Here is a 13,771-nt window from a genome sequence, read left to right on the forward strand (position 1 = left end):
ATTAATAAATACTTATTATTCATCACATAAATGAAGCCTTATGAACGATTTAATGTTAACATCCATAAGAAAGGAAGAACTATCGGCAATGATAGAAAACAGTGTAAGAAAAGTTCTTTCAGAAACCCCATCCTCGAATTCAGAAGAAAAGCCACAAGATTTTTTAAGTATCGAAGAGGCATCCAAATTTCTTAATCTTGCTAAAGCAACGGTTTATACTTTAACCTCCGCAGGGAAAATACCAGTCATTAAGAAAGGTAAAAGGCTATATTTTACTAAACAGGAATTAATGGACTGGTTGAAAAAAGGGCGTAAAAAAACAATTGAAGAGATTGAAGAAGAAGCAACCCAGTATGTTTTAAAAAATAAATATACTTCAAGGTAGGAATACATATTTTTCTTTTTGCTGTAATCACAGCTTCAACTCAATTTCAAATATTTTTATTTATCAATATGGAACATTCGAATTACGTTCGAGTAGGTACTTCGTATCTAAAAATTTCTCATAAACCACTTTCAACAGGAGATGCCATGAAAGTTTTAATTCCGTGGAATATCGAAACCATTATTCGTGATCACGGCAAAGACATTGTTGCCGAAATCCCAAAATATGATGGCTGGTGCATCGTACCCAACCATTTAAATTATCAGAAAGAAATTAAGGGATATCTAAACCGTTATGAGGAGCTACCACATCAGCCGAAACAAGGGGATTGCCAAAAGATATTGGAATTTATAAAGCATATTTTCCAAGAACAATATGAGTTCGGTTTGGACTATATTCAGTTGTTATATCAAAAACCTACTCAAATACTACCAGTATTGTGCTTGGTATCCGAGGAAAGGGAGACTGGTAAAACAACTTTTTTGAATTTTTTGAAGAAGATATTTGCGGGCAACATGACTTATAACTCTAACAGTGATTTTCGGTCAAATTTTAATACAGATTGGTCAAACAAATTGATAACTGCTGTTGATGAAACACTTTTAGATAGAAAAGAAGATGCTGAGCGTATTAAAAACCTGAGTACTGCCAAATCATTCAAAGCGGAGGCGAAAGGGCAGGATAAATATGAGGTTGAATTTTTTGGTAAGTTTATTTTTTGCAGTAATAACGAGGAAAATTTTATGATTATAGATCCTTTGGAAATTCGTTTTTGGGTAAGGAAAATAGCTCCTATAAAGCAAAAAAGACCAAACCTACTAAAGGAACTGCAAGATGAAATCCCACAGTTTTTAAACTTTCTAAACGAACGTAAGCTTAGCACTTCAAATACAGGTAGGATGTGGTTTACAGCGGAACAGATAAACACCTCGGCATTGCGAAAAATTAAATCACAGTTCGTTGATAAAGTTGAATTAGAGCTACTAGAGATTATAAAAGGCATAATGGAAAACAAAGAATTGAACGAAATGTGCTTTACTAACTCTAATATTCAATCCTTGCTACAAAGAGCTAATTTCCGTGTGGGTAGAACTGGTGTTAGGAAAATAATAGAAACCAAATGGAAATTAAACCAATATCCCAATGCTTCAAATTATACATCATACCAGTACGACACATCGGGTTTCTTATTAGAGTACCAAGATAAAGGCAGATATTATAAAATCACAAAAGAGCAAGTGGAGCAAATTTTTGTAGATATGTTGATTTAGTAAGTTAAATAATTGATTTTAAATTAATTATGAAGTCAACATTTAATCAACAATTGGTAAACAAATAAAAAAAGGTTGACAATATATATATGTGAATAATCAAATGTTGACCAAATGTTTACTGATTGTTTACTATTTAACTTGTTGATAAATAGCTATTTATTTGTATTAATAAACAAATCAACAAAAATTAAGGTGAGTTGTAGGCTTAGGTACAACAAAATGAAAAATAGAATGCTGTAGCCTGTTGTTTCACTACAGATATACGCATATATGGCTATATGTATATCGATATATACGTATAGATGTATATACGGAAGGAAATTTCTTACAGGCGGAAATAGGCGTGTTTTGCATTGTTGTTTTTCATATTGCAAGATGTGTTTTTGTACGGTAAAAAACCTCCCAAAAACATACTTGCCTAAAACTTGAATGTCAAGTTTTAGGATTTTAAAAAACTCGCAACTCGTTTTTTTATATAAATATTCAAATGTTATGAGCAGAAACTTTGGTGGAAGACCAAAAATATTAATTGGTAAAAGGGATAAAAGGATTGAAATAAGATTAACTGAAGAGGAATTTTACATCTTGCTAAGATTGGAGAACGAAACCAAACTTAGCCGTTCGCTTCTATTTGTAAATAGGATTTTACATCAACAGGATTTTTTTATAACCAATGATGTAGTAAAAGAATTATCATCCGTAGGGCAAGAAATTGGCCGAATTGGTGTAAACATAAATCAAATGGCTAAACACTGTAATACAGTTATCAAGAGCCAAAGCTTAAATTCTAAAATTACCGAAGAGTTTAATAAGTTAATGCGGGAATTTTTGAGCGAAGAGAAAGAGATAAATAAACTATTTCGTCACATGTACAGAACAATGGCAAAACCGAAAGGTACTAGAGCGGTAATTCAGGAAAGAAATCCTTAATAGAGCAGTTTAAAATCTGCGCTAATCTATTTAAATGACTTAGGTTATACTTTGCTCGGTATTTTGGGCTTTCGATATGTCCGATAAATCCAACTGATAAATCGAGAGCTAAAGCCAGATCGGCTTGTGAGATGCCAGCATTAGTTCTCAATTCACGCACCTTGTTAATAACGTAGATATCAATTTCTGATTTTAAAAGTGCCTTGCTCATTGCTTTGCAAGAACGGGAAAGCAACTTTTCTAAACACCTATGCAGGTATAAGTAAAATTTTGTAATTTTACTTATAAAGGAAATCTAGAAATTTAAAAACAGACTATGAAAAAGGCATTATTTATTATAATTATCGGGCTTTCCGCCTGCACAACGGAAAATAAACAAGCTAATATATCGGTAGCTGATACGACATCTAAATTTAAGAACATTGATTCTGTAAAAGTGGATACCCTGAATAAAGCTCCTGCAAAAGAAAAATCTTTTGAACAACAGGCAGATGAAAGGCTTGATAAAATAATAAAGAAAAGGAAGAATGTTAAGTAACGAAGTAAATTAGGTATTGAATACCTTCCCGAAAAATAATTTCTTATTTTTGAATATGCCTGAAAGACTAAACATCAAAAACAATGGTTTTGTTGCCTACATTCGTATAAGCGAACTACCACAACACGAACAAGAGCTATTCAGAAAGTGGCTTCTCGCTGATGGGCAAACACGGCCAGTAATTGAAGAAGAGACTGATCCTCTGGATTGTGCCTATCCTTGGGATTACGAGTTATGGAAATCAAATCCAAATGCTACTCATTTGCTTTAAATTGATTTTTTTTCTTTTGCTGTAATTTAAATTCTCGAAACCTCACGAATATATAGTTTTGCTATATTATCAAATTTTTCATCCCACAATTTATAGCTGCGCTATATCCGTGCTTTCAAATATATAACGGTCGGTATGTTATAATGCTTTTTGCAAAATTGTTTGTTTTCGTTTTAAATGCTGTTACTTATACCTGTATCGGTCGAAATACTATTAGGGTTTCAAATAAGTAGTTTTAAAAAACTACATAAAAGCCGTTATTAATGTTTTTGTTGGTCGGTATATTATTAGACTTTACTAGTAAAACTTTTATGATCACATATTTAAAAGGTTGGTTTACATCCTGTAAATAAATAGCACTTTTATTATTCAAAGGTAAAATGTAGATTTATCCACATATAATGCAGATTATTATGAAGAATAAGGCAATAAACAGGCTTAAGGCAGTTTTAGCTGAACAAGGTAAAACTAACAAATGGTTAGCAGTAGAACTCAATAAAAATGAAACTACAATATCGCGGTGGTGTACAAATGAAGTTCAACCATCAATGGACAACCTTGTGACAATTGCTTCACTTTTAAAAGTGGATGTGAGAGAATTAATTAATTCAACGCAGATTACTCATAGTTAATGGCATTCAACGAAGATTCTAGAGTTAAAATACCTGCCTTACTCCATTTAGTACGCCTAGGTTATACATACATCCCCAGGAAACATCAAGATAGATTAGAGGAAACAAATATTTTCAAAGATATATTTTACCAGAGCCTTCTTAAAATTAATGGAGGTATTTCGATTGATGATTCCAAAAGGTTATTAGATGAGCTTACCTTAAAACTTGATTTTGATGATTTAGGTCGGGAGTTTTATAAAAGCTTAACTGCAACTTCAGGCATCAAGTTGATTGATTTTGAAAACTTTGAGAACAATAATTTTCACGTTACTACAGAATTAACCTGTAAAAACGGAGAAGAAGAATTTAGACCAGACGTTACAATTTTAGTTAACGGAATGCCCTTGGTTTTTATCGAAGTTAAAAAGCCAAACAATAAAGATGGGGTATTGGCAGAACGAAAACGTATTAACGATCGATATAAAAATAAGAAATTTAAACGTTTTGCCAATATCACCCAAATGATGTTGTTCTCTAACAACATGCCTTATGAAGACGGCGTGATAGAACCTTTGCAAGGGGCATATTATGCTACATTGGCTTATGCAGATTTGCATTTCAATTATTTTAGAGAAGAAGAAAATTTAAACCTGACCGCATTACTGGCACCAGAAAATGATGAAGTTGAGAATCTTGTTTTAAAAGACAACAATATCATCGCAATCAAACATTCGCCAGAGTTTATTATTAATAAGCACTACAATACCCCTACGAACACACTATTAACTTCCTTACTAAGTAAAGATCGGCTAGCATTTATTTTGAAGTATGCTATCGCTTATGTTGATGAAGAGGTTAAAGGCAAAATAGTTACTCAGAAACATATCATGCGTTATCCGCAAATGTTTGCTACAAAAGCAATAGAACAGAAGCTGAACGAAGGTATAAAAAGAGGCATCATCTGGCACACCCAAGGCAGTGGTAAAACGGCATTGGCTTATTACAATGTCAAGTTTTTAACAGATTATTACCAAAAGAGAAACATCATCCCTAAATTCTATTTTATTGTAGATAGGATTGATTTAGCCAACCAAGCCAGTACAGAATTTGGCAATCGTGGTTTGGTAGTTAACCGAGTAAATTCTCGAGCTGAGTTTCTGACCGATATTAAAAAAGTAAGCGTTGTGCACAATAGCTCGGGTGATAGAGAGATTGCCGTTGTAAATATCCAAAAATTCACAGAAGAAACTGTGGTTGTTAAAGACCTCGCTTACGATATCAATATCCAACGTATTTACTTTATAGACGAGGCGCACCGTGGCTATAATCCCAAGGGTTCAGCATTGGTCAATTTATTACGTTCTGACGAAAGCGCAATTAAAATAGCATTAACTGGTACGCCTTTATTAAGAGAAGTGGCTAAAGATTTCGATAGTAAGGCTTTGTTTGGAGATTATATCCATAAGTATTATTACAATATGAGTATTGCCGACGGCTATACCTTGCGTTTAATAAGGGAGGGTATCGATGCTACCTACAAAATGCAAATGAAGGAAGTATTAGAGCAAATACAACTTTTACAGGGTGATATCGATAAAAGTGAAGTATTTGCCCACCAGAAATTTGTGAAGCCGATGTTAGATTATATCGTAAATGATTTAATCCAATTTAGAAAAACCGAGAGCGACAACAGCTTGGGGGCAATGGTGGTTTGTGATACCAGTAAACAAGCCAAAGGTTTATTTGCTTATTTCGAAGAATTGTACGGCGTACAAGAAGTGCAATCATTAGGGTTGGTAGCCGAACCAAGCAAAGCTTATGGCAAAAATAAAAAAGATTTAAGAGGCGCTTTAATTCTGCACGATGTAAATTCTAAGGATGACAGAAAAGAGCAAGTAAAGCAGTTTAAGGCTGGCGAAGTAGATATTCTATTCGTTTATAATATGTTGCTCACCGGTTTTGATGCCAAAAGGCTAAAGAAGTTATATTTAGCTAGGGTTGTTAAGGACCATAATTTGTTACAGACTTTAACCCGAGTAAACAGGCCTTACAAAAAATACAAATATGGTTATGTGGTTGATTTTGCCGATATCAGTTCGGCTTTTAGGGAAACTAACGACAATTACTTTAAGGAGTTGCAAGATGAATTAGGTAATGAAATGACCAATTATACCAATCTTTTTAAATCGCAAGAAGAGATTGATGCAGAAATTTTGGAGATAAAAGAAAAGCTTTTTCATTTTGATATGGTAAATGCAGAGGTGTTTAGCCAACAGGTCAGCGATATTAAAGAGAAAAAAGATTTATTGGAGTTGATTAATTTATTAGCTAATGCAAAAGAGCTGAAAAACATTATCCGCCTAAAAGGTTTGGATGAACAGTTGGATAAGCTGGATTTCTTTAAGCTAAACCAGTTACTAAATTTAGCGCAAGCACAATTGGATAAGCTCAACCTGATTGACAATATTAACAACGAAACTGATACCACCAATTTGCTTAATTCGGCTTTAGAAGATGTCATCTTTTTGTTTACCAAAGTAAGCGAAGAGGAACTGATTTTGGCCGACCAACTTCGTGGACAATTGAAACGCACTAGAGAAGCGTTGCTATTCAATTTCGACCAAAAAGACCCTGCTTTTATTTCGCTACGCGAAGAACTGGAACGCATATTTAAGAAAAAGAATTTGGGGGAGGTAGACCAAGAAGATATGCGTGATAATATTTTGCTCCTTAAATCTATCTATGATAGGGTGACAGAGCTAAACCGCAAAAATAATTTGCTGAAAGCGAAATATGAACAAGATGAAAAATATGCCCGTTTGCATAAGCGTTTGGTCGAAAACTCTGGCATCAACGCCAAAGAAATTCAGTTGCACCAAGCTTTGATGAATGTAAAGCAACAAACCGACGACCAATTGCTGAATAACCGTAACATTATGGATAACGAAGCTTTTTTTAATCGTTACCTACTCAACTTGGTAGCCACGGAGTTTGTAAAAAAACAAAATATCAAGTTAGATTTCAATACTACCAAAACCATTAATACAATGATTGCTGGCGAGTACCTGCAACAATATAATAACTACATTTAATGACCGAATTAATATTTATCGCCAAAACCAAACAACTGATAGACAGCCTAAAAAGTGTTTGTGCTAACTATGGTTTAGGCAACGATGGCAACGAGTTTAAAATTATTACGCAGGTTTTCCTGTATAAGTTTATGAACGATAAGTTTGCTTACGAAGCTAAAAAGTTGGAAAACTCTAAACTCGGTGATGCGCCAAACTTTCAAGAAGCATTGGAAACCTTGGATGAAGAAGAATATAATTTTCTTTTGGCGTTTATTGATGCCAATACACCACAACTTTATCCGCATCAAACCATTACCTATTTGCATAATAAGCAAAATAGCAACGATTTTGCCAAACTGTTTGATGATACGCTACGTGAAATCAGCATCAATAATTCGGAAATCTATTCCGTGAAATCGGCAAGTGGTGCTAAAGATAAAATGTTTGATGAACTGAGCAATTTTATTAGTGATGCTTCACAACGTGACGCTTTTTGTAAGGCCTTAATCAGCAAGTTGTTTGAATTTAGCTTTGAAGGAATGTTTGAAGAGAAATACGATTTCTTTGCGACCATTTTCGAATACCTGATTAAAGATTACAATACGGATAGTGGTGGTAAATATGCGGAGTATTATACCCCACATGCCGTAGCCCGTATCATGGCGAGCATTATGGTTAACGACAAACCTAAAGGCGTCAAGGTATACGATCCAAGTGCAGGTTCGGGAACATTGTTGATGAATATTGCCCACGCCATTGGCGAAGACAATTGTAGCATTTACAGTGAAGATATTTCTCAAAAATCGAGCAATATGTTGCGCTTAAATTTGGTATTGAACAATTTAAGCCATAGCATACCACATATTATTAAAGGCAATACAATATTAGAACCTTACTATCGAGAAGAGAAATTTGATTATATCGTTTCCAACCCACCCTTTAAATTAGACTTCTCTGATTTTAGTGTGGCATTAGACACAGACATCAACAAAACCCGTTTTTTTGCTGGCATACCAAATATTCCCAAGGCCAAAAAAGAAAGTATGGCCATTTATCTACTGTTCATCCAGCACATTATGTACAGTTTAAGTGCAAGAGGTAAAGGTGCTATTGTGGTGCCTACTGGTTTTATTACGGCTCAAAGTGGCATAGAACGCAAAATACGCGAAGCGATGATTGAGCGTAAACTGTTGCGTGGCGTAGTAAGTATGCCTAGTAATATTTTTGCTAGTACCGGGACTAATGTAAGTGTATTGTTTTTAGATAACCGAGCAGATGCAGAACACATTGTTTTGGTAGATGCTAGTAAATTGGGCGATACCATTAAAGAGGGTAAAAACCAACGCACTGTTTTAACGCCCTCAGAAGAACAACGCATTATTGACGCGATGAATAAAAAAGTTGCGGACGATGATTTTAGCGTGGTAGTTTCTGCTGAAGAGGTTAAAAAGAAAAACTATTCTTTTTCTGCCGGACAGTATTTTGAAGTAAAGATTGATTATGTAGATATTACTACTGAAGAGTTTAAAGAGAAGATGGATGGCTTTGAGGAAAGGTTGAATGGACTTTTTGCTGAAGGAAAAGTCTTGGAATATGAAATTCAAAAACAATTAAAAGGATTGATTTATGAATAAATGGAAGCAAACATCCTTAGGAGAATTTATCGATTTCAATCCTCCAGAAACGATTTTAAAAGGTAAAATGTCAAGAAAAATTCCAATGGATAAATTAGGCGTTTTTCAAAGAAAAATTAATGGTTCAGAATATTCGGAATACAGTGCCGGACCAAAATTTCGAAACGGAGACACTCTTGTGGCAAAGATTACCCCATGTTTGGAGAATGGTAAAACCGCTTTTGTAGATATTTTAGATGAAAATGAGATTGCTTTTGGTTCTTCCGAATTTATTGTTTTGAGGGAGAATGAGCATTCGGATAAAAAATTTATCTATTATTTAGCAAGAAGCCCTTTATTCCGAGAAAAGGCGATAAGCTGTATGGAAGGCACTTCTGGGCGTAAACGGGTAAATGAGGGAGCACTCAAAAGACAAGAGATTTTAGTTCCAGTAATCCCAACTCAACAAAAAATCGCTTCTGTTCTTTCCGCATTAGATGATAAGATAGAGCTGAACAATAAAATAAATGCGGAGTTAGAGGCCATGGCCAAGATGCTTTATAATTATTGGTTTGTACAGTTTGATTTCCCTAGTGCAGAAGGTAAACCCTATAAATCATCTGGTGGCGAAATGGTTTATGATGAGGTTTTAAAAAGGGAAATACCGAAGGGGTGGGAGATGAAAAGTTTGCTCGATATTGCAAATTTTATAAACGGTTTAGCTTGCCAAAAATATCGCCCACTTGATGAGGATTTTCTTCCAGTTATCAAAATAAGGGAAATGAATGATGGCATTTCTGCGAATACGGAAAAAGTAAAAAGAGATATCCATGCAAAATATATCATTAATGACGGTGATGTTTTATTTTCTTGGTCAGCATCTTTAGATGTGAAAATTTGGTCAGGAGGAATTGGTGGACTAAATCAGCATATTTTTAAAGTGACTTCGTCAAAATATCCTAAGTCATATTATTATTTCGAGCTTCTCAATTATTTACAGCATTTCAAAATGATGGCTGAATTGAGGAAAACGACAATGGGGCATATTACCCAAGAACACTTAAGAGATAGCAAAATAACTGTTCCAGGCTTAGAAGTTATTAATAAACTAGATGACATACTTAATCCAATTTTTGAAAAGATATTGATTAACAAAAAGCAAAATCAAGAGTTAGCTTCGTTAAGAGATTGGTTATTGCCTATGTTAATGAATGGGCAGGTAACAGTAAAAGATGCCTTTGAAAGGGTAGAAAGAGAGTTAGGTATGGTTGCGGAGGGAGATGTTAAGTATGGAGAATAGATTGTGGAAGTTAGGTTGCAGATGGGGTTCCCTGAAAGAAAAAAAACCTCTTTTTTATGATTTGTTAATTAAAGAAAACATCGTTATAGGATGGGTAGATAAAGATTACGGTAAAAATAACTGGGTGTTGTTAACCAACGGAGAAACAGTTCTAGCCTTTGCCGAAATAAAGGAAGAAAGACAAACAATCTTAAATTTTCCTCACCTCAAGCACGATTTTTTAAAATATCAGTTGCCTTTTGATGGGAATATGTTTTGCTATAAAGCTGATATTATAGAGCTAGAGGAAAATGATAGATTTTTATATGAATTACAGCAGGGCATCTGTAAAGTAAACAGCATTCCTACCATAAAAAAATTCAATGAACTTTTACTTAAATACCGCTCAAATAATTATATGAATAATAATATTCTTGACTTGTTGAAATATAAAAAGCAAATTATTCTACAAGGGCCTCCAGGTACTGGTAAAACGAGGTTAGCGAAAGAAATAGCAAGGGAATTGTTAATTGAAGATTTAAAAAATTCTTTTACTGAAGTTGACTTATTGGCAATTGTTAAGGAAAAAACAATAATCAATACATTTACCAATTATAATTCTTTTGAGATTGTTAAAATAGATAGCAATAGTTTCAAAATTTATCCAAAAGGTGCAAAACTCGAGTATAAAGTTTTCTTTAGCGATGTTATAGATTGTATAAAAGATTTTGATGCAAACGACTTGGTCAAAAAATACGATAAAAAAGGAGTGGGTACGTATTTAGTAGGTATTGCTAAATATGTAGTTGATAGCCTAGAAATAGTACGGCAACAAATTATTCAGTTTCATCCTTCATATACTTACGAAGACTTTGTAAGAGGTATTACAGTTAAGCCAAACCCAGATGGCGATGGTGTGCTTTACGAAGCTGAAAATAAAACATTGGGTGCTTTTGCTAATGAGGCTTTTCAGAATTACAAATTAAGTAGAAAGCAGGTTTCTGTATCAGTTTCTGATATTGAATTATTTGATTTATTCATTAGTGATATCAAAGAAAAAATTGCAGATAGCGATGAGCAAAGGTTCTCATTAACAGATGCTGTGTACCTTTTTGAACCTGATGAAAAGCGCTTCAAATATAAAGGCGATAATTGGATTGCCCACAGCAAGGGTTTGAATATGAAGTTCTCTGAGTTGCAGAAAATAATAGCCTCCAATGTTACCGAAAGAGCTCAAGTTAAGCAACTGGACGGAGTGGAAGAGTTAACCAAGCAACATGCCACTTATTTTATTAAAGTAGTTGAAATGTTTTACGAGTTTAAAAGCAACCATTCTTCAAACCAAACCAACAAAGAAATAAAAACAGCGCTTAAAAACTATGTATTGATTGTTGACGAAATCAATAGAGCTAATCTTTCTTCGGTTTTAGGAGAGTTGATATATGCGCTTGAATATCGTGGTGAAAGCGTTGACAGTATGTACGCTATAGATGGCAATAATAAACTGATATTACCGCCGAATCTGTATATCATTGGCACTATGAACACCGCCGATAGAAGTGTTGGTCATATAGATTATGCTATTAGAAGACGTTTTGCTTTTGTCGATGTTTTACCAGAAGTTTTAGAAATAAATGATTTCGATAAAGACTTATTTACAACTGTAGCAAAGCTATTTGTGAAGGAGTGGGATAACCAATGGGAGTCTTCATTATACTTATCTCCAGAATTTGCGCCAAAGGATGTGATGCTTGGTCATTCCTATTTTATAAAACAGTACGAAAGAGATGATAGTGGGAATAACATTAATGATATGTCCTATGATTTTAAAATGAGGGTGAAGTATGAGATTGTCCCAATCCTTAGGGAATATGTGAAGGATGGTATTCTAAATGAAAAGGCTAGTAGTGAAATTGATAAGATAGAAAACGCTTACCCAATTTTATAGAATTAAGATGGGAGTTGTTTTGTCAGAACATTGCGAGTGTATTATTGAATTCAATTTATCTCAAAATCAGGATTATTCATTAATAATCCCTCGTAAGTTTCCTTCAAGAAAAAAGGAACATGACTGTTATTCAGCAAGAATAGAAGCCAATAATCTTTATTTAAAAGCTAACTATTATATCGGCGTAGATTGGTTAATAAAAGGAGATCGCTTTATACAGGTCAAACCAAAGTTAAATAAGGTGGTACTTGAAAGATTTGATGCGGAGATGAAAAAAGAGGGAGAACCTCCATTAAATTCTGAAAATGAAGTAGAACTAAATTTTTCCGTTGAAACTGATAGTTCAAAACAGTTAAATTACCTTAAACTTTTAATGGATGCTTTTCAACATCCCGTTATAGTAAATGAAACGAATAATTTAGTTTTAATAGATTGGGAAGCTGAGCAAATAACCATAAATCAGGAAGACGATGCTTTAACGCCTTTTCTAGTTGTTCAGTTTTTGAACTTGTTGAAACACATTGTTAAAAAAGGTTTAAAGAAATCCTATTACAAAGTCCAGGAAAATCTAAACAATCGGATAAAAGGAAAAATACTAGTCGGTGCTACCATAAAAAAAAACGTTTTAAAAAACAGGCTAACCAAAACCTTTTGTGAGTATCAAGAATTTGGGATAAATTATCAAGAAAATCGTTTCTTAAAAAAAGTGCTTTACTACTGTAGCAACTACGTGCACCAAAACGTTGGATTATTTGCGGGCAACCAGAAGAATTTAGAGCAACTCATTAACTATTGCAAACCTGCTTTTGAATTGGTAAGTGATGAAACAGAAATAGCCACTTTAAAAAACATCAAACACAATCCATTTTTTAAAGAATATAAAGAAGCCACTAAAATAGGGCACTATATTTTGAAGCGTTTTGCATATAACATCAGCAATACCGCAAAAAGCCAAAAGATTAAAACTCCACCTTTTTGGATAGATATGCCCAAATTGTTTGAATTATATGTTTATCATCATCTGTTAAGTGCATTTAATGAAAGTGAGATTAAATTCCAGTTTTCTACTTACGGTAATGCATTAGATTTTTTAATCACTAAGGAAAGAAGTGAGATGGTTGTGGATACTAAATATAAAATGCATTACCGCTCAAGTCATATTCATGAAGACATTAGGCAAGTTGCTGGTTATGCTAGGTTGAATAAGGTTTATGAAGCATTGAAAAAAACTAAAACATCAAAAGACATAATAGATTGTTTAATAATTTATCCAACTGATAAGGAGTTGAACGATGATTATAAGTTTGAATTTATTTTAAATGAATCATCTGAAATCAAAGCTTACAATAAAGTTTATAAATTGGGTATACCTATGCCTTATATAAAATAGATGTTTAGGAGTAGAGCGTTATAAGCACACATTCTGTAGGCATAGCTGTTGATATATTCTGAATGTTAACTTATATGTTACATATTGTGTATTTTAGACTTTAGATTATCAAGTTCTATTGGCTAATCCTATTAATTAATAATTTTATTGGATTAAAAATCAATTCTGTACCGAATTTGTACCTTAAATTATATAACTATCTATCAATCAGTTGTAATTTACTTTCTGTATCGGGAAATAGGCACGCAGAATAACCCGATTCTGCTGCAAATTAAATGTTAATAAACCGCTTAAAATCAGATTTTTAAGTGGTTTTTCTTTGCGCCCGAATTCCCTCTCTTAGTGCTGATCTGGATCTTCTGGATATTACGGTTCGAATAGTGCCAGCTATTTCGGTCTGTTAGTGCCAGCGATTACGGTTTAAATGATGCCACTTTAATGGTTTAGTTTTTATC

12 protein-coding genes are annotated in these 13,771 nt (G+C 33.7%); 11 read left to right on the forward strand and 1 reads right to left on the reverse strand.

Going from position 1 to position 13,771, the window contains the following annotated elements:
• The first annotated feature begins 40 nt into the window (after nt 1-40).
• The 3 genes from BM207_RS18325 to mobC all read left to right on the forward strand — a co-directional run bounded on the left by BM207_RS18325 (nt 41) and on the right by mobC (nt 2,589).
• Nucleotides 41-385 carry a helix-turn-helix domain-containing protein gene (locus BM207_RS18325; protein WP_216641616.1) on the forward strand — a complete coding sequence of 115 codons (345 nt, stop codon included), beginning with the start codon at nt 41-43 and terminating at the stop codon, nt 383-385.
• Nucleotides 386-453: 68 nt separating this feature from the next.
• Nucleotides 454-1,656 (forward strand): primase-helicase family protein, encoded by a 1,203-nt coding sequence (locus tag BM207_RS18330; protein WP_090997955.1) that lies wholly within the window; start codon nt 454-456, stop codon nt 1,654-1,656.
• Nucleotides 1,657-2,151: 495 nt separating this feature from the next.
• Nucleotides 2,152-2,589 carry a plasmid mobilization relaxosome protein MobC gene (gene mobC / locus BM207_RS18335; protein ID WP_177217173.1) on the forward strand — a complete coding sequence of 146 codons (438 nt, stop codon included), beginning with the start codon at nt 2,152-2,154 and terminating at the stop codon, nt 2,587-2,589.
• On the opposite strand, the gene BM207_RS18340 is transcribed toward mobC, so the two are convergent.
• Entirely contained in the window at nt 2,558-2,800 is a 243-nt protein-coding gene (locus BM207_RS18340) for a helix-turn-helix transcriptional regulator (RefSeq protein ID WP_090997961.1), read from the reverse strand. The two genes, mobC and BM207_RS18340, sit on opposite strands and share 32 nt — an antisense overlap.
• Before the next feature lie 105 nt (nt 2,801-2,905).
• Here BM207_RS18340 and BM207_RS18345 point away from each other — a divergent pair, with 105 nt between their 5' ends.
• The 8 genes from BM207_RS18345 to BM207_RS18380 all read left to right on the forward strand — a co-directional run bounded on the left by BM207_RS18345 (nt 2,906) and on the right by BM207_RS18380 (nt 13,316).
• Complete coding sequence (locus BM207_RS18345; RefSeq protein WP_090997964.1) at nt 2,906-3,127, forward strand: hypothetical protein; 222 nt, start codon at nt 2,906-2,908, stop codon at nt 3,125-3,127.
• Nucleotides 3,128-3,182: 55 nt separating this feature from the next.
• On the forward strand, nt 3,183-3,398 hold the full coding sequence (locus BM207_RS18350) for a hypothetical protein (RefSeq protein ID WP_090997967.1): 216 nt from the start codon (nt 3,183-3,185) through the stop codon (nt 3,396-3,398).
• A 413-nt stretch (nt 3,399-3,811) separates the two neighbouring features.
• Nucleotides 3,812-4,030, forward strand: a complete 219-nt coding sequence (locus tag BM207_RS18355; protein WP_090998001.1) for a helix-turn-helix transcriptional regulator — start codon at nt 3,812-3,814, stop codon at nt 4,028-4,030.
• On the forward strand, nt 4,030-7,104 hold the full coding sequence (locus BM207_RS19335; protein WP_090997970.1) for a type I restriction endonuclease subunit R: 3,075 nt from the start codon (nt 4,030-4,032) through the stop codon (nt 7,102-7,104). The genes BM207_RS18355 and BM207_RS19335 overlap by 1 nt, the downstream gene beginning before the upstream one ends.
• A complete protein-coding gene (locus BM207_RS18365; protein ID WP_090997973.1) occupies nt 7,104-8,720 on the forward strand; it encodes an HsdM family class I SAM-dependent methyltransferase in 1,617 nt (538 codons plus the stop codon). The genes BM207_RS19335 and BM207_RS18365 overlap by 1 nt, the downstream gene beginning before the upstream one ends.
• A complete protein-coding gene (locus tag BM207_RS18370) occupies nt 8,713-9,999 on the forward strand; it encodes a restriction endonuclease subunit S (protein WP_090997976.1) in 1,287 nt (428 codons plus the stop codon). Before BM207_RS18365 ends, BM207_RS18370 begins: the two co-directional genes overlap by 8 nt.
• Nucleotides 9,989-11,926 carry an AAA family ATPase gene (locus tag BM207_RS18375; RefSeq protein ID WP_143095998.1) on the forward strand — a complete coding sequence of 646 codons (1,938 nt, stop codon included), beginning with the start codon at nt 9,989-9,991 and terminating at the stop codon, nt 11,924-11,926. The genes BM207_RS18370 and BM207_RS18375 overlap by 11 nt, the downstream gene beginning before the upstream one ends.
• 7 nt (nt 11,927-11,933) lie before the next feature.
• Nucleotides 11,934-13,316 (forward strand): 5-methylcytosine restriction system specificity protein McrC, encoded by a 1,383-nt coding sequence (locus tag BM207_RS18380; protein ID WP_090997983.1) that lies wholly within the window; start codon nt 11,934-11,936, stop codon nt 13,314-13,316.
• Nucleotides 13,317-13,771: the final 455 nt, after the last annotated feature.

This window comes from Pedobacter insulae (assembly GCF_900113525.1).
Classification (GTDB): Bacteria; Bacteroidota; Bacteroidia; order Sphingobacteriales; family Sphingobacteriaceae; genus Pedobacter; species Pedobacter insulae.